This is a genomic window from Flavobacterium sp. LAR06, from assembly GCF_041946075.1.
Taxonomy (GTDB): Bacteria; Bacteroidota; Bacteroidia; order Flavobacteriales; family Flavobacteriaceae; genus Flavobacterium.
This window is the reverse complement of record NZ_JAUTYT010000016.1, coordinates 62,056-80,862: the sequence shown is the minus strand read 5'-3', so window position 1 is coordinate 80,862 and position 18,807 is coordinate 62,056. Positions and strand designations below refer to the sequence as shown.

The window sequence follows — 18,807 nt, the reverse complement described above, 5'->3', positions numbered from 1 at the left end:
TTAAAGAGATAAATTTAATCCCATAACTACCATTCTAGATATTGGATAAGAATCTCCTCCTTCAGGATCATACCCTTTATATTTAGTTATAATAAACAGATTAGACCCCGTTAGATAAAACCTTACATTTTTAAGAAAAACACTTTCTGCAACTTTGTCTTGTAATGTATACGATATTGTAAGTGCATTTAATCTTAGGAATGAAGCATCTTGTATTGCCTTATCTGTCTCACCTAAAGTATATCTTCCACCTCCATAATAGGCTCTTGGTACATCTGTATTGGTATTGGTAGGAGTCCAACGATTTAAAAGGTCTGTATGTGCTGCACTCATCCCTCCTGAGTTCATATAACTTTCGTAGGTAGAACTTGGTCTCTCGCCTCCTATTGAATAAGCAAATACTGCGTTTAATCCAAAACCTTTATAATTAAGATCTGTAGAAAAACCACCATAATAATCAGGATTCAAATCGCCAACCACATACCTGTCCTTATCATTTATCACACCGTCGCCATTACGGTCTTTGATTTTAATATCCCCAGCCTGAACTGTTCGGCTTCCATAATTTACTCCACTAAGGTTTTCTCCCTGCTGTGCAATACCATCATATTGAAATACGTAAACTGTATTTACCGATTCACCTAAGAAAAAGTTCCCAGTACGCTGAATCTCATTGTTACTATAACCACCCAAGTTGTATATCTCTGTAGCATCTCCATAAAGTTTTGTAACCTTGTTTTTTGCAGATGATACGTTGGCAGAAACATTCCATTTTAAATCTTTGTTTTTAATAATGTCGCCGCTAAGCTCAAATTCAATACCCTTATTAGTTGTAGCACCAATATTATCAAGCTTATATTTATATCCTGACGAAACTGGCATATTGCGCAGCATTAAGAGATCATCATTATTTATATGAAAATAATTAGCACTTGCAGTTAGTCTGTTTTGAAAGAAACCAGCATCTAGTCCAATATTAAATTGTTTTTGCTTTTCCCATCTTAAATCAAAATTATCAATATAATTATCAGACACGTAAGTCCCTGAATTATTACTCACTTGTGCATTATATAATGCAAAATACCTGTAAGCATCTACATTTTGATTACCCACCATACCATAACCTACACGAAACTTAAGTTGATTTAATTTTTCAAATCCTGTAAGGAAATTTTCTTTAGCAATATCCCAACTTCCTGCTATTGAAGGAAAGGTTCCCCATTTGTTATTAGGGCCAAATTTAGAAGAACCATCTCTTCTTATTGTACCTGTAATATTATACTTGCCATCAAAAACATAGTTAGCTCTTGCAAAATACGATTGGTTTGAATAATCTGTAAAATTCGAGCCTAACTGCGCATTATCCTTTTGATATGCACCTGATAATGCCATATAGGTCAAATCGTCACTAACAAATCCGCGAGCTCTTACATCTGTACTATTACCTGAATTACTCATTACAGAAAATCCTCCCATTATGCTTACGTCATGCTTTGCAGCAAAAACTTTACTATAACTTACGGTATTATCCCACTGATAATTCAATTGTGAATATCTATAATGATGCGCTTCTCCATCCATAGAATTTCTAAGTGACTGTCCTGTGTAACTTGGTACATAATCAAAATTTGCCTGATCTGTAATATCTACAGAAAAGGTAGTTCTGATATCAAGTCCCTTTACCGGTTTGGCACTTAAAAAATTACTACTTGTAAGTCTATTACGCATACTTGAATTTATGATATCAAGACTTAGTATCGGATTATAAAGATTTTGATCAAATACTTCACCATATCGAAGATAAGTAGCTTTAGAGTCTATAGGTAGTAATGGATTTGCTCCCAATGCCACACCAAAGGCACTGCCCTCCTGATAATTACTCTCGCTTCTTGAAAAAGTAGTATTGGTACCAAACTGCAGCCATGATTTCAAATCCTGCGCAAGGTTAATTTTTCCATTATATCTTTTAAAATCAGAGTTTTTAAGAAGTCCCTCCTGATTAACATAATTGAAACTTACAAAATAAGTCCCCTTTTCTCCCCCTCCGCTGAAACTTAAATTATGATTCGTTTGAAAACCTGAACGCGTTACCTGATCTAGCCAATTGTAACTTTTACCCGTTCGGTAAGAATCCAATTCATAAGGCGCAAATACAGTCGAACCATCTGACTTAATTTGATTGATATAAGCAGTACGATCAGCAGCAGGATTCTCATCCATATAACGATTTGCATAAGCATCAACCCTTAGATCAAATAATTGCTGACCATTCATCAACGGAATAGTTCTTGCAAATTCAGATACACCTGTCCATGTATCATACTGTATTTTTGCTTCCCCTGATCTTGAACCTTTTTTTGTCGTAATTACTATTACGCCATTAGCTGCTCTTGAACCATACAGTGCAGTAGCAGAAGCATCTTTAAGAACTTCCAAACTCGCAATATCGTCAGGGTTAATATTTTCAAAATTGCTATCAGTAACTAAACCATCAATTACAAATATTGGGTTACCGCCAAAGTTTAGAGAATTATTTCCCCTAATTCTTATTGAACCTGTTTGACCAGGTACAGCACTTTGTTGTACATATACACCTGAGGCACGCCCTTGAAGCGCCTGAACTACATTTGGCGTAGGAACCTCTCTAAGTTTATCACCAGAAACACTGCTAACAGCACCGGTTAGATCTCCTTTTTTCATTGTGGCTCCAACTATTACAACTTCATTCAATTCCTGAGTATTTGGAGTCAAAGAGATATTAATTTCAGATTTATTTGCAACAACTGATTGCGTATTAAATCCTATGAAACTAAATTCCAAAGTTGATCCTGTCTTAACATTTGATAATTTGTAACTACCATCAATGTCAGTTACTGCTGAGTTTTGAGTGCCTTTTACTATAATAGTAGCGCCAGGCAATGGCAAATTTTCATTATCTGTAACTTTACCGGTGATAGTTTGGGAATAAAGTGTACTGGCACACATCATAACTACTAAGAAGCATAAGTATCTTATTGCGATTCTCATAATGATTTTGGTTTTTAGTTAATAAAATATTGAGTTAGTTTTTTTATTGAGCATTTAAAGATAAGAGAAACTTACTTGACTTATACTATACTATACTACAACATTACAAACATACAAATATTTTCATAACATCCAAATTTATGTTTTAAGAATTTGCTATTTTTTTGCGGGATTTATTTCGGCATTTGTATAAATAACAAAGTTTAAAAAGAAAAAGAGAAAAATAATAGAGAGAAAATCAAGAAATCTCAGACAAAAATAAGGCACATGTGTCTTAAAAAAGGGAAAATAAGTACGTTATAGGGATTCTTATAGTACAGGATTTATTTTTAAGCAACTCAAAAGAAAAACAGAAATAAACAGAAGAATTATCAGTCAAATCACTCTTAATAAATCTTCCGAAAAAGTTTGTTGGTCATTTCGGTAATAGATTGGGATACCATTGTAGGGATAAGTTTCGATGCATCTTTCGCCATTAAAATCGATAATTATTGAACATAAATAAAGACGTATAAACAGCGTCTGAAATTTAAAATCCTAGAACCTCAGCATCTTAAACTAAGCTATCCCCCATTTAGAGAATAAAATAAAAATACTCACCATCCCGATCAATAGTGCACCAAAGTACCAATAGCGATTCTTCCATGGTACTAATCCAACAGATTCAAGTTTGATTTCAGTATACTTATAATTTGGATAAAATTTTGAGGCGACCAACATACATATTGTAGTAAAAGCGAATAATATCGCCAGCATATGCAAATAATGCAGTTCAATTTCCAAAATATAATTAAAGATTACATAACTCAAAATAAAGAATGCCATTCCGATTTTAGCCGCTTGCGGTGGAACTTTTTTCGAAACAAAGCCAACTAATATAATGGTGAAAATAGGCAAACAAAACATTCCTCCGAGTTGTTGCAAATAAGTATAGAAGCCTGCTTTACTAAACATAATAAACGGAGCAGAAAACATTGCTAAAGCCGAAATAATAATTTCGAATTTGCGCCCGGTATAAACCAAATGTTTCTCTGTAACTTCTTTATTTCTTTTTTCCAACCAAGGCTTATATAGGTTTAATACAAACAGTGTACTACTACTGTTTAATCCCGCATTAAAAGTACTAATAGCAGCACCTAGCACAACAGCGGCTGTTAAACCAATTAGAATCGTTGGCAAAGTATCTTTTACAACCAGAGGAAAAACTTCTGCTGTGTTTTGAAGATTTTTATATAAATGCACACCTATCAGTCCGGGAATATTAATGATAAAAGGACATAACAATTTTCCTAAACAGGCCAATCCCATTCCTTTCTGACTGTGCGAAAGACTTTTTGCCGAAAGCGCCTGTTGTACAATAAACTGTTCCATTCCCCAATAATACAGATTCATGATAAACATACCGGTAAAAATAGTGCTTAATGGTATTTCGTCATTTGAACCTCCAATAGCGTTTAGATGTTCTTTATTCTGCGAAAGCATAATATTCAGTCCTTGCGACCAATCGCCATGACCTAAAAATTTGAATCCAAAATAGGGAAAAGCAATGCCAATCGTTAATAGTCCAATACTTAAAATGGTGTCACTTATAGAGATCGCTCTTAAACCTCCAAGAACGGAATAGGCACAACCCGTTAATCCTATTACCCAAACCATGATCCAGATATTTTGCCAATACGTTAATTGTAAAGGCTCCAGGAAATTGAACATTCCGGTAAGGGCAACAGCACCACCATATAGAACTGCGGGAAGCAAATTAACAATGTAACTGCATAAAAATACAATTGACACTAATCTTTTAGTCGACTGATCGTAACGCTTTCCTAAATAATCCGGAATTGTCATGGCTCCGGTACGAAAATAAATAGGCAAAAAGAACTCTGCGACCAACAACATCGCTAGCACAGAACTTACGCCCCATGCTATAACGCTCATATTATTGGTATAAATAGATTCGTTTTCGCCTATAAATTGATTGGCACTTATGTTGCTTAACAACAATGCTCCTCCTACTATGAAAAAATTATTGTTGTGATCTGCAAAAAAAAGTCCATTAGTGGTTTGTACCTTTTTCTTACGTGTCTTAATTGCCGAAATTAAGGCAATAAGACCTGTAATTAGCAAAAAACTAACAATTGATAAAACATTCATAAACTACAACGAATTTCTATCAATAAGAATTGTAGGGATGATTTCCTGTGTCTTTTTTCTATTCAAAACAAAATTTGCCGCTTTTTTCCCCATTTCCGCGAAATCTGTAGAAAATGTAGTAACTCCGTCAAAAATGATTTCTTTTACAATGTCATCGTTGTGAGAAATAAATCCGATGTCTTTACCAATCTTAAGTCCTTTGATTTTAGAGTCTTTCAACATTTCCCAAAGCTCGAGATTATGAATAGTAAAATATACTTTTCCTTTTTCCAGAGAACCTGATATGTATTCTTCTTTGATAACACCTTTGATGTTGTAATCTTTCATGAATCTTTTAAACGAATTTAAAATTTCATCAGGTTCTGCAGAGGATGGTTTAAAAAAGAAGATAATTTCATCGTACTTCTTGATTTTATCTTTTAGCTGTACAAAAGCATTGTAAGAAGAATCTCCAAACTCCTGCGCAACATAATTGTAATCTTCCTCTGTTTCTATGTAACGGTCTACCAGCAATACTCTGTTAGTTGGCAGCTGTGATAAAACAGCCGCTGTTTTATTACCAGGAATCGGAGCGATAACAAACATTCCGTATTTCCCTTTTATCGTTTGAATAATATTTTCAAAGGTGTCAAAATTATTGTGATGGAAAAAGATGTCCAGCTGCACATTTTTGCCAAGACCCTTTCTAAAATTCTCATAGAACGTTTCCTGAAAAATATCAAATGCAAATATCAACAGTGCCACTTTTAACTCCTGTTTTACATCATTTGTAGCAACAAAGTAACCCAATCTGTTTTTTGATTCAATAATGCCCCTATGAACAAGATCCTTGTAGGCTCTTGCAATGGTTTCTCTTGCAAAGCCCAATTCGCTAATAAAAGTATTTACCGATGGTAACAGATCGCCTTTTGTGACAACCTTTTCATCAATGGCATTAATTATTCCCTGAACCAATTGCTCATGTTTAGATAAGGAATTGATCGATTCGAGATTTTTTATCTGTTGAATAATTTGCTTCATAAAACGTTTTAATAGGTATTTATTTAGAAAATATATATTACAAATATATACTTAATGTTTGTAATTATATTTTAGCCTTTAGTGATTTTTAAAACAACGCTGCTATTTGATGCAGTAACGTTTGGATTAATTCCAACCTGCATTAAAAAATCGCCTGAATAAACGGCAGTTTCTACGACTGCTTTTTTATCCGGATAAACATTGATTTCTTCAACTTTATAATTTTGTCCTGACTGTAATCCTTTTAATTTAATTGGAAGATGTGTTCCGGCTTCATATCTGGAATTAACAGAATAAGTAAATACAACTGCTTCGTTTCCATTTTTATTAACAAACATCACTGATGCCGTATCATTACCCCAAGGATTTTGCAAACGGTACTGATCTCCCTGCCAGATTGTATTGGTTAGTGCATTATAGTTTTTTATAGCGTGCTGGGTAAAAGCTAAGTCTTTCTCATTTAAATCTTTAACTACAATGTCAAAACCTAACCTTCCCATCATGGCAACATCTGTACGATATTTTATAGGCTGTTTTCCCCAATCGGTAACGTGAGCAGCAATAGTTAAGGCTGGATAAAAGTACGAGTACTCCCATTGCATGTATACACGCTCTAAAGGATCTGTATTATCACTTGGCCAGAATTCAGTAAAGTATTTCAGAGCTCCATAATCAACTCTTCCCCCACCGCCAGAGCAAAGCATCATTGGCACTTTTGGATATTTTACACGAATACGTTCCAGAACTTTGTAAAGCCCGTTTACATAATCAGTATAAAAATTATTCTGTTTGTCTTTTAGATTACTAGAATACGCATTGTATATTACCGCATTACAATCCCATTTAATATAAGCTAATTCCGGGTTTTCGGTAAAAAGATTGTCAACAACTCCATAGACAAAATCCTGAACTTGTGGGTTTGATAAATCCAAAACTAACTGATTACGGAAATAATGTTCTGCTCTTCCTGGTTGTTTGATGATCCATTCCGGATGTTTTTTATACAAATCACTTGCAGGATTTACCATTTCCGGCTCAATCCAGATTCCAAATTTTACCTGATTGTCTTTAGCTGTTTTCACTAAAGTTCCGATTCCGTTTGGCAGTTTCTTTTTATTGACTTCCCAATCTCCCAAAGCCGCGTCGTCGTTGTTACGGGGATAGTTGTTTCCGAACCATCCATCATCCAATAAAAACATATCTACGCCTAATTTTTTACTATCAGCAATAAGTACTTTAAGCTTATCTTCGTCAAAATTAAAATAAGTAGCTTCCCAGTTGTTTAGCAATGTCATGCGGTTTCCTTTACCGTCTAATATTTTATAATTTCTTGACCAGTCGTGCAGATTGCGACTTGCATTTCCTTTTCCTTTAGACGATAATGTGTACCAAAATTTTGGTGTTGTAAACACTTCATTTTTAGGCAATGAATACGCTGAAGCAGCATTATTAATACCTGAAATAACACGAAGATTGTTTAAAGGATCTAATTCTAAATCTGTTCTAAAATTTCCTGACCATTCCAGTCCTGCAAACAAAACTTTCCCTTCATCTTCTGTTGCTGGTTTATCCAAAGAAACCATAAATACAGAGGGTTGAAATAAATTGGCACGAGAACCCAATTTGGTATCTAAAACTTTAATTCCGTGTGTCAGTTTTGTTTCTTCAGGCTGCATTTCTTTTGCCCAATCACCATGATATTGGTTTAGCCAAAAATTGCTGTATCCTTTTAAATATAAATTTGCCGAAGCGTATTTGTTCAAAGTAACATTTCCTTTTTCACTGTGCTGAATTGTCGTCCATTGTTCAATAACATCAGTGTCATAATATGCCTGAATAAACATATGGACCTCAACAGGATATACAGGATCTTTAAGAGTAATTTCGGTTTGAGAAATTCCTGTACTTACCGTCGTTGTTTTATGCGATACATACAATAAATCTAATGAAGTATTTCCGTCTGCATGTGTTACGGCAATTGCAGGTTCTAATAAGTTTTTAGATCCTGATGGCGTATAGGCCGCATTATAGATACCTGAATAATCTGTTCCCTGACGAAACTGACCCTGAATTTTTTCATATTCAAAATCATTTGCCAGTTTTTCCCCTAAATAGATAGTGTTTACTTCTTTCTTTGGAGTTACTTGTAAAACAAGTGCATTACTTTTTGTTTTTACTGAGATAATTTGTTGTGCTGCTATTGGACTGCAATAACTAGCCAGAATAAAAAATGCTATTGCAAAAGACTGCCTTAATGTTGTAAATTGTTTTTTCATTTTCTTAATATGTTATTTTCTTATTTCTTTTCATATGTAATACCTGGCCAAACATCTGTTCTAAAAGATGAAGCAGGCAAACCTGAGGCATTGGTTAAATTTCCGTCAGGATTATCAGCCCAATTGTAACGAACTGCAACAGGGTTTGGAACATCCTGAGCGTAAACTTCCACTTTACCATTGACTATTTTAGCATCCGCCCAATAAAATTTCTGATCAGATCCTGCGATCGAAAATCCTTTCAAAACACCATCTTTAGCTTTAATATTTTCATTAAAATTAAAATCTATTGTTACGGTATTGAACTTTATAGTATATGATTTATAAAGTGGTCCCAAATAGTCAATTTTGGTATTATACACTTTTGCCAAAGCGATATTTGCTAATCTCCCTCCAACATCCTGTTTGTTTTTTGGATGAATATCTTCTGCAATTCCAATATCTGTTGTTACTGCCATTCCGGTATTTGGCAATTTCAAAGTCAGAAACTGTGCTTCTCGTAATTCTGCCCAATCAGATGCTGCGGGTTGTTTTTTTCGCTCTTTATAATTGGCCAATTGAACAAAGAAAAATGGCAAATTTTTATCTTTAAATTTTGCTCTCCAATCGTTTATCAGCATTGGAAACAAAGTTTGATATTGATACGCTCTTTCGGCATTACTTTCTCCCTGGTACCAGATTACTCCCTTAATTTTATAATCTAACAAAGGCGCAATCATGGCATTATAAATAGCGCTTGGCCTGTTTTGTCCTTGTGCCAGATAGGGTTTTACAGGCAAATCTTTACTATCTGCACCTATAAGATATTTCCAGTTTCCTGCCAATAAAATTGATTCTTTTGCTGATTTCAAAGAGAAATTTTCGGCGCCATAAACACCTCCATTTCCAGCTCCGTCAAAAACTCTGATTGTGATTGTGTTTTCGCCTTTTTTCAAAAATTTTGATGGAATTGTATAATGGCGCTCTATGTTATAACCTTTCGTTTCGCCAATATAATTGCCATTTATCCAAATTGTATCATCGTCATCTGCATAATAATTCAGACTAAAGTCTATACTACTATCAGTTACTGTAAACTTTTTTCTAAACCAAACCACTCCGTCAAAATTGCCTAATCCGTTGCTGTCAAAAAACGAAGGCAATCGCATTGTTTTCCAGGAGGAATCATCAAAAGTAGGTGTTGCCCAAATCACTTTTCCTGTCTCAAATCCTTTATCTGCGCCTGTCAATTTCATTTCCCAATCCGCCATATCTGCATTATATTTTTGTAATAATGCTGCTGCATCGGTTTGTGATTTCATCGCCTGAATTTCATTATCAAAATCGTGAATGGTACTTAACGCTCCAGAACTTGTCCAGGCTTCAATTAACGTTCCTCCCCATGAAGAATGAATTAAACCTATCGGAATCTTTTTTTCATTATAAAGCTTTTTAGCAAAAAAATAAGCAGTTGCACTAAAATCAGCAATCGTTTTTGGACTGCAAACATTCCATCCTTCCTGTTGTACTTTTATTGTATTTAACGGTAAAGTACTTTCAATATGTTCTGCCTGCAATAATCGTATTTGCGGATAATTAGCGGTTTCTATTTCTTGCTTAAAATTATTAATTTTCCCCCAACCTTCCAGAGGCATTTCCATATTACTTTGACCAGAACACAACCAAACTTCACCAATTAAAACATTATTGAGCGTTTTGATTGTTCCGTCATTTATATTAATTGTGTAAGGCCCTCCATACACAGGAGTTTTTAAAACCACATTCCATTTGCCATTTGTAACTTCGGTTTTGTATGTTTTTTTATCCCACGATGTCATTATAGTTATAGATTTCCCATCGCTTTCTCCCCAAAACGGAACGGCACTTTTTTGCTGTAAAACCATATTATCTGTAAAAAACGAAGGTAATGATACCGTAGCATTCATAACATTTGACGATAGAATACAAAACGTCATTATGAGTATCGTTTTCATTAAAAGATGTTTTTTCATATTACTTCAATTTAACGATTTACAACTTTATACAAATGAGCATCTTTAGCACCAATAATTACATTTATTGTGTTGTTTTTTACTTCGGTATTTTCAGAAGTAAAAAGATCTTGCAATTTATAACTGCCATTTTTTACACCTAATCGTTCTAAAGGAAGCGTATAATTTTTGCTTTCCGTACCATAATTTAAAACTGCCAGATACCAATCATTTCCTATTTTTTGTTCAAAAACTTCAGTCGTTAATTTTCCTGTATTTCCTTCCAAAGGACGAAAAGCTACACCATGAGAAACAATTTGAAGCAGCTCTTTATTCTGAAGCCATTCCTTTGCACGTTTACTCCAAATTCCGTCTTTACTATAGTCGTCACCTGTAATAAGAGTCCCTGTAATGACTGCCGAAATTAATCTGGCACGGTTCTCTCCTTCCGTAACATCGGCAAAAACTACGTGATCAGCGTCTATATAATCGTACGAATAAGTTTGCCACCAACCGTAGTTTACGCTATTTAAGGTGTATTGTGTTTGCTCCATTGTTTTCCAGGCATCACAGGCGATACGACGAACATGTGCATAACGGGAAGTTGCCATATTTGGCGAAATCGCTGCATAAATAAGCATCTGTCCGTCGAGTGCGTTCACTAAATGCTCCATTCCCACTTTGTAAGCCTGCAGACCGGTGGTTATATTTTTATCGTAAAACGAAGTAGATTCCGCCGCGGCGTGACCTAAAAAGTCTATTTTAATCATTTTAAAACCACATGCTTTTAATTTATTGATTACATAATCAACCCTTTTCAATGTTCCGGGATGCGTAGGATCAATAGCACGCGCACCATCAAAATCAAAATAAGTGTTTCCGGTTTTGGTCCACATTTGACCAAAAGTGTAATCACTTCCTTCCGCTTTTCGATTTGGTCCGTCTTTCCAGCCCCAGTCGGTAAAAGGTGCCCAATATGCTCCGGGCTCTAGACCCTTACTTTTGCAATAATCTGCGAATTCTTTTAGTTTGCTGAAATCTCCGGTAAAACCTCCTTTTACCATATTATCCCAAAAAGAGTCAAGATCTATATAAGCAGTATTACCCACACGAAATTGCGGAATTGAATTGGCAAAGAAATCGGCTACTTTAGTCGTATTGTCGTAATTAATTTTTTCCATCAAAACACCCCAGCTATTCCAGCCTACAGGAGTTGGTTTATCCCAGGCAAAAACAAAAGGCTTTTCTATGATACGATTTGTTTTTCCATATTCTTCCATTCCGTCTCGCCAATCTGAATAATAACCCACGAAAAATTTTGGAGACAAAATTCTATCTCCTTTTACCGTACCATGTGCAATACTATCGCGTGTTGTTTCTTTTTCTGAATATCCGGCCCAAACAGAAAATAATGGCTGTTTGTTTTTATTGATTGTTCTTACTGCACTTTTCCAAACTGCGTGCTCAAGTGACCCTACTATAAAACCATTGCGTGAAGTATTATTGAATAAAATTCCAACTTCTGCACTGGTGTTATGTAAAATGGTATCTAATTTTTTTGAATTATAACTAATGAAAGCATCATTATCGTAAGGAACAAATACAGTTTGTAAATTTTCAATTTTATCAAAAGCAATTTCCCCTAAATCCAATGGCGAAATATAATTAGTTGCTATTTGTTGTCCGTTACCTAAAATTTCGATTTGAGTTATAAAATAAGATTTGTTATTATAAGTGTAAAAACTTTGAATGAGCGTTGGATTATTTTTATCCTTATAAGTAAATGTATATTTTAAACCTTTACCCAAATCATCACTAATAGATTGTTTTGCGAAAACAGCTTCACGATAAGAATCCACAGAAATAGTTTTACCATTAATTACAGCTGAAGCTTTAGCTCCTGAAAATATAGTTTTTTGAGATTGACTTACGGCAATTGTTTTTAGTTTGCTATCATATGTTATGATTCCGCTTTTACCAAAAGTCATTTTAATGCTCTTCTGAGCTAAGGCCGGTGTCAGGAAAAATACCGCTAACAAAAAGGACAAAAACAAAGTTTTGAATAGGAAAGAATTATGTTTCATTAAATAAATTTCATTGTTATTATACTATTCTATACTACAATGATACAAATTATAATTTATTTCGCAAGCACTTTGAAAAAATATTTCAGAAATAGTAGAATTGAATGCAGCAAAAAAGCAAATTATACAATTGATAAAAGTGCTACAACTACAAGCTAATACATTCAAAATAAAACACTTAAATTAAATCAATATACCATAGCCTTGACGAAAGCATTATTTGTTTGGTAATTATAAGTTTCATCCGTTTTTCAAATAATTTCGAAATTAGACCCACATATTTAACGTACTTATGAGACATTAGAACAAAAGAATCTTTCCGTTTTATTTTTTTATCTTAATTTTTTTTACAAGATATAGTAAGAATTTTATTTTTAATTCCATCCAAAAATAAAAAAACCTTTCTTTTTTAACAATATATTAATATTTTTCTTAATATTGTAGCACAGTATAGTATAGTACTGCATTTTAACTAAAATAAATTATTATGCAAGAAAAAATTACAAGAGGAATATTACCGATCAAAGAATTCTTTACACTTTTACTGCTATTAATAGCAATAAGTAGTTCAGCCCAGTCGTACGAGTTTGAAAATGGCACGCGTACTAATAGTGCTGACATTCAAAACTGCGACTCCTGTTCTGGCAAAATTGTCGGCAATTTAGGAGGCAATAGCAGTGTATCAACAAACGTGACCGTATCAACCACAGGCTGGTACAATCTTCAATTATTTTATTGCACTGGAGATCCCAGAACAATTCGCTTAACTGCTGGTTCGGCAACTACAATAGCTATCCCCTGTGATCCAAGTGGGGGATGGAGTACTGCTGCCTCTAAAAATTTAAGTATATATCTAAATAGCGGAACCACAACACTGCTTTGGGACAATACAATTTCATGGGCTCCAAATTTAGATAAGTTTGTTTTAACACCTATTAGTTCTTCTAATCTCCAAACGATTTCTTTTGGTACAAACAATAGCATCGTATACAATTTAAGTACCAAAACTTACAGCATAAAATTCAATGGAGCTACAACAATTACAAATGCATCTGCCTATGCTTATAGTGATCAGCAATACGTAAGCGGCAATTTTGCGACGGCAGCTTACACATCAGAACAATTTACAGATAATATTGGCAGCGGTACGAAACATATCTTCACGTTAAGTGGCAATTATACCCTTGGCATGCAGCAAATTTTTTATACTTACAGTAACAAAAATTATCTGGCTGTACAGGTTGTCCTAACCGGAAATGGCTCTAATTGTTATAAAATGTCCCCTTTAACAAGCTATCAGGTCACACCAAATTTTGGTACCGGAGATACCAGGGCTTTATTTGTACCCTATGACAACGATGCCTGGATTCGGTATAACGCTTACACTTTGAACTCGGCTGATTTCACTGCTTCTGAGGTGACAAACATCTACAATAATACTAATCGTAAAGGTTTAGTAATTGGTTCGCTTGAACATACAAAATGGAAAACTGGTATTACTGTAAATGGTAGCGGTGCATCGTCTGCCTATGTTTCGGTTATTGCAGGATGGACAAAGACAGAAGTAACGAGGGATACTCGCGGTCATGGATGGGTAAACGTGGGGCAAACGAGCTGTCCTTCGCCTAAGATAATGATAAATGCCGGTGATGACTGGCGAACAGGATTTGAAGAATTTGCACAGGCAAACGCCGCATTGCAGCCGAAATATATTTTTGACTGGACGGCACCTAAACCTATCGGATGGAATAGCTGGGGTGCGATGCAGACTACTATTAATTTAACTAAAGCTAAGGCAGTAGTAGATTATTTTCATGATGACTGCCCGGCATACAAAACCGAAGACAATACATTATTTATAGATCTTGATTCGTATTGGGACAACATGAGTGATGCCCAACTTGCTCAATTTGTTACATATGCAAAAAGCAAAGGATTTAAAGCTGGTATTTATTGGGCCCCTTTTGTTGACTGGGGCAAATACAACCGTCAGGTTGAAGGCAGTTCTTACAGTTATAACCAATGTTGGACCATGGTTAACGGAAGTCCTTTTGAGCTAGATGGTGCTTATGCCATGGATCCAACTAGTCCCGGAACTAAAGCCAGAATAAAATATTTTATAGACCGTTTTAAAGCTGCCGGATTCGAAATGGTGAAAATTGACTTTTTAACCCATGCCAGCATAGAAGCCGACAGTTTTGTGAATTATCAAGTTCATACAGGTATGGAAGCCTACCAGGAAGGTATGAAGTATTTAATTGATGAAATTAATGGAACAATGCTAGTTCAGGCTGCCATATCTCCTAATTTAGCGACAGGTCCGTTTGTACATGTCCGTCGTATTGCTTGTGATGCATACAGTACTATCAATGATACTGATTATACTTTAAACAGTACTACTTATGGCTGGTGGCAAAACCAAATATATGATTACCTGGATGCTGATCACGTTGTGTTTGGCAACTCTTCTATAGGGCAAAATCGTGCCAGATTGCTCAGTAGTGTAGTTACCGGAACTATTACAAGCGGCGATGATTTCTCCGTTGCAGGGACCTGGAAAGCTACAGCACAGAATCTTTTACAAAATGATGATGTTATGGACGCAGCCCGCAAAGAGATGCATTTTATTCCTTCTGATGGTAACACCGGAAACAATGCTGCTAACATTTTCTATGCAACACATAATGATATTACCTACGTCGCAGTATTTAATTATAGCAATGCAGCAACAACCAATACTATTAGTTTAAGCCGTATTGGTTTGGGTTCAGGAGCATACAATGTGAAAGAATTGTATTCTGGTACAACAAGTACCGTACAAGGTGCTTTGAGTGCACAACTGCCTCAGGCTGATGCTGCTTTGTATGCAATCTATAATGGCTCAATATTAAGCACTCCTGCATATAACTGGGGAATTGCCGCAACAAGCTATATTTTTCCTAACCCTGCATCTACAACTTTCAGGATAAAATTTGATAATGCAATTAGTGGACAGGTTGCTATTTCAATATATGATACAGCAGGCAAAGAAGTACGAAAAAATTCTATCAACGTTGAAGATATGATTAGTCCGGAAATACCAATAAGCGGTCTTGCACGTGGTGTATATATAGTAAAAGTTAAAACACCCGGCATTGCAATTCAAAACTTCAAACTTTTTAAACAATAAGTTAGATATGTCAAAAAAATCCAGATTTTCATTTTCGAAATGAAAATCTGGATTTTTTATTCTAAACAAAACTAAACAAAACTACTTTAAAGCCATAAAAAGTATCTCGACCGGATGTTGTGCTTTGCGTCCTGTGCCATCTGCAATTTGATGCCTGCAACTTGTTCCTGATGCAGAAATCAATGTCGCATCTTCCTCAGAACGGATGGTTGGAAACAAAACCAATTCTCCTATTTTCATAGAAATATCATAGTGTTCTTTCTCATAACCGAAGGATCCTGCCATACCGCAGCAGCCACTCGGAATATTCAGAACAGTATAATTCTTTGGTAACGTTAATATCTTTTTTAATGGAACTAATGAAGACAAAGCTTTCTGAAAACAATGTCCGTGCATACGAACACGTTCCTCTTTATCAGTAAAATTCTCTGAAGAAATTCGTCCTGCGTCAAGTTCTTTGGCTAAAAATTCTTCAATTAAAAAAGTTTTTGTTCCAAATGATTTTGCTTTGCCTTTTAAATTTCCACGACATAAATCAGGATATTCATCACGGAATGTTAATATTGCAGAAGGTTCTATTCCAATTAAAACACCATCTTCGGGGATCGCTTTCTCAAAATCCTGAGTGTTTTTTTCTGCAATTTCTCTTGCTTCTTTTAGCATTCCTTTTGAAAGATAGGTTCTTCCGCTTATACCAATTTTAGGAATTTCAACCTGATATCCCAAACGATTCATAAGCTTAACTGTTGTCTGACCAATTTCTACATCATAATAATTTAGGAACTCGTCATTATACAAATACACTTTACCATTTATAAAATCTCCTTCTTGCTGATGCTTCTGCATCCATTTAGCAAAAGTGGTTTTGTACATTAAAGGCAATTTTCTCTGTGTTGCAAAACCAGCTGATTTTTTAATGATATTCCCTAGCAAGCCTTTAGTAGATACATTATAAACCCAGGGAATCGAAGCAAACAAATGGTTTATTTTTGGCGTATTGCCAATTAATCGTGAGCGAAATTTCACTCCGTTTTTGTCATGATACTGTTGTAAAGTCTCCGCTTTTAGTTTTGCCATATCAACATTCGAAGGACATTCTGATTTACAGCCTTTACAACTTAAGCACAAATCAAGTACATCCAGAAGGTTTTTATCATCAAACTTATTTTCTTTTTTTGAGTTTGTGATGGTTTCTCTTAAAATGTTAGCTCTCGCACGAGTGGTATGTTTTTCATCACGCGTTGCCATATAACTCGGACACATTGTGCCGCCGCTTTTTTCTGTTTTTCTGCAATCTCCGGATCCGTTGCACATTTCGGCGGCGCGCAGAATTCCGTTATGTTCTGAGAAATCAAAATACGTTTCCGGCATTGGGGTGTCCTGACCTGCTGCGTATCTCAAACTAGAATCCATCGGTGGTGTATTCACAATTTTACCCGGATTAAAAACGTCCCAGGGATCCCAAACTTCTTTTATCTGAATAAACAATTGATAAATTTCTTCGCCTAACATCAACGGAATAAACTCTCCTCGAAGTCTTCCGTCTCCATGTTCGCCGCTTAATGAGCCTTTATATTTTTTTACTAAATGCGCTATGTCTGTTGCTATAGTTCTAAAGAGTGCTGTTCCTTCTTTGGTTTTTAAATCAATAATGGGACGAAGGTGTAATTCTCCTGTCGCAGCATGCGCATAATGCACACAGTTTAAATTTCTTTCTTTTAAAATTGCATTAAAATCTTCGATAAAATCTGGTAAATCATTAACGTCCACAGCAGTATCTTCAATCACCGCAACGGCTTTTGCATCACCAGGAATATTAGACAATAATCCCAACCCTGCTTTTCTCAATGTCCAGACTTTATTAGTATCATCACCGTACACAATCGGAAAATGATAGCCCAGATTTTTAGAACGCATCAACACTTCCATTTCTTTTGCAACAGTATCAATTTCTTCTTGTGAATCTCTTAAAAATTCAACCGCCAGTATTGCCTGTGGATCTCCTTTTACAAAAAAGCGATTCTTGCTTTGTTCAATATTTTCTTTGGTACATTCCAAGATATAATGGTCAATTAACTCAACACTATCCGGACTGAATTTCAAAGCTTCTATATTCGCTTTAAGCGATTCATTGATACTTTCAAAATGTACACATACTAAAGCTGCATAAGGTTTTAGCGCATCGACCAAATTCAATTTTATGGCAGTAGAAAAGAATAAAGTTCCCTCCGATCCTGCTATTAATTTACAAAAGTTGAATTTTTCTGTCGAATCACAAAAAGGCATAGCATCTGCCAATAAATCTAAAGCATAACCTGTATTTCTTCTCGGAATTGTTTTCTTCGGAAAATTACCTTCAAATAAAGTTCTGTTTGTCTGAGATGACAATATTTCCTTCGCCTGAACATAAATTGCTTGCTCTAACGGGCTCACAACAGTAATCCCATTGCATTTATCTTCAAACTCAGCATTGGTCAAAGAACCGAATGTGACTTCATTACCATCAGCCAAAAAACCTTTTATTTCCAGTAAATGCTCACGTGTCGATCCATAAATAACGGATCTTGCGCCACAGGCATTGTTTCCGACCATTCCACCAATCATACAGCGATTACTGGTTGAAGTTTCAGGGCCAAAAAACAATTTATATGATTTTAAATGAAGATTTAATTCATCACGGATTACTCCCGGCTCTACCCAAGCTGATTTAGTTTCCTGATCTACCGAAATGATTTTGGTAAATTCCTGCGAAATATCAACTATAATCCCGTTTCCAACTACCTGACCAGCAAGCGAAGTTCCTGCAGCACGAGGTATCACACTACTGCCATTCTCTCTTGCAAAAGCGATAATTTTCTGAATATCTTCTTTTGTTTTCGGAATTGCTACCGCCAAAGGCATTTCTTTATAAGCGCTGGCATCTGTTGCGTAGAGCAAACGCATGGTATGATCGTAAAATAATTTACCTTCTAATTGTTTTTCTAAACCTTCAAGATTAATAGAACTCTTGGAAAGGATATTATTATCATTCATTTTAATACTTTATTATATAAATTTCGCCACAAAGGCGCAAAGTCGCAAGGGTTTTGTTCTTAAACTTCGTGCCTTTG

The 18,807-nt window shown here is 35.3% G+C and carries 8 protein-coding genes; 1 reads left to right on the top strand and 7 read right to left on the bottom strand.

Annotated features, from left to right (window positions below; genetic code table 11):
* The 6 genes from Q7C23_RS20210 to Q7C23_RS20185 form a co-directional block, all read right to left on the bottom strand.
* Positions 1–3,027: a SusC/RagA family TonB-linked outer membrane protein gene (locus Q7C23_RS20210; protein WP_375034193.1), complete on the bottom strand. Its 3,027-nt coding sequence runs from the start codon at positions 3,025–3,027 to the stop codon at positions 1–3.
* Between the two features lie 558 nt (positions 3,028–3,585).
* On the bottom strand, positions 3,586–5,178 hold the full coding sequence (locus Q7C23_RS20205) for a solute:sodium symporter family transporter (RefSeq protein ID WP_375034192.1): 1,593 nt from the start codon (positions 5,176–5,178) through the stop codon (positions 3,586–3,588).
* Between the two features lie 3 nt (positions 5,179–5,181).
* Positions 5,182–6,198, bottom strand: a complete 1,017-nt coding sequence (locus tag Q7C23_RS20200; protein WP_375034191.1) for a GntR family transcriptional regulator — start codon at positions 6,196–6,198, stop codon at positions 5,182–5,184.
* A 71-nt stretch (positions 6,199–6,269) separates the two neighbouring features.
* Entirely contained in the window at positions 6,270–8,474 is a 2,205-nt protein-coding gene (locus Q7C23_RS20195) for an alpha-galactosidase (protein WP_375034190.1), read from the bottom strand.
* A 20-nt stretch (positions 8,475–8,494) separates the two neighbouring features.
* Positions 8,495–10,447, bottom strand: coding sequence for a sialate O-acetylesterase (locus tag Q7C23_RS20190; protein ID WP_375034189.1), 1,953 nt, complete (start codon positions 10,445–10,447; stop codon positions 8,495–8,497).
* A gap of 29 nt (positions 10,448–10,476) precedes the next feature.
* Positions 10,477–12,528: an alpha-galactosidase gene (locus Q7C23_RS20185; protein ID WP_375034188.1), complete on the bottom strand. Its 2,052-nt coding sequence runs from the start codon at positions 12,526–12,528 to the stop codon at positions 10,477–10,479.
* 487 nt (positions 12,529–13,015) lie between these two features.
* On the opposite strand from Q7C23_RS20185, the gene Q7C23_RS20180 reads away from it, so the two are divergent.
* The gene (locus Q7C23_RS20180) at positions 13,016–15,697 is read left to right on the top strand and encodes a T9SS type A sorting domain-containing protein (protein ID WP_375034187.1); all 2,682 of its coding nucleotides are present in this window, start codon (positions 13,016–13,018) and stop codon (positions 15,695–15,697) included.
* A gap of 81 nt (positions 15,698–15,778) precedes the next feature.
* On the opposite strand, the gene Q7C23_RS20175 is transcribed toward Q7C23_RS20180, so the two are convergent.
* Positions 15,779–18,730: an FAD-binding and (Fe-S)-binding domain-containing protein gene (locus Q7C23_RS20175; protein ID WP_375034186.1), complete on the bottom strand. Its 2,952-nt coding sequence runs from the start codon at positions 18,728–18,730 to the stop codon at positions 15,779–15,781.
* Positions 18,731–18,807: the final 77 nt, after the last annotated feature.

What these genes read in the sequence shown, in the direction of transcription:
- Q7C23_RS20210 (WP_375034193.1), bottom strand. Translation starts at nt 3,027, where the DNA reads ATGAGAATCGCAATAAGATACTTATGCTTCTTAGTAGTTATGATGTGT.
- Q7C23_RS20205 (WP_375034192.1), bottom strand. Translation starts at nt 5,178, where the DNA reads ATGAATGTTTTATCAATTGTTAGTTTTTTGCTAATTACAGGTCTTATT.
- Q7C23_RS20200 (WP_375034191.1), bottom strand. Translation starts at nt 6,198, where the DNA reads ATGAAGCAAATTATTCAACAGATAAAAAATCTCGAATCGATCAATTCC.
- Q7C23_RS20195 (WP_375034190.1), bottom strand. Translation starts at nt 8,474, where the DNA reads ATGAAAAAACAATTTACAACATTAAGGCAGTCTTTTGCAATAGCATTT.
- Q7C23_RS20190 (WP_375034189.1), bottom strand. Translation starts at nt 10,447, where the DNA reads ATGAAAACGATACTCATAATGACGTTTTGTATTCTATCGTCAAATGTT.
- Q7C23_RS20185 (WP_375034188.1), bottom strand. Translation starts at nt 12,528, where the DNA reads ATGAAACATAATTCTTTCCTATTCAAAACTTTGTTTTTGTCCTTTTTG.
- Q7C23_RS20180 (WP_375034187.1), top strand. Translation starts at nt 13,016, where the DNA reads ATGCAAGAAAAAATTACAAGAGGAATATTACCGATCAAAGAATTCTTT.
- Q7C23_RS20175 (WP_375034186.1), bottom strand. Translation starts at nt 18,730, where the DNA reads ATGAATGATAATAATATCCTTTCCAAGAGTTCTATTAATCTTGAAGGT.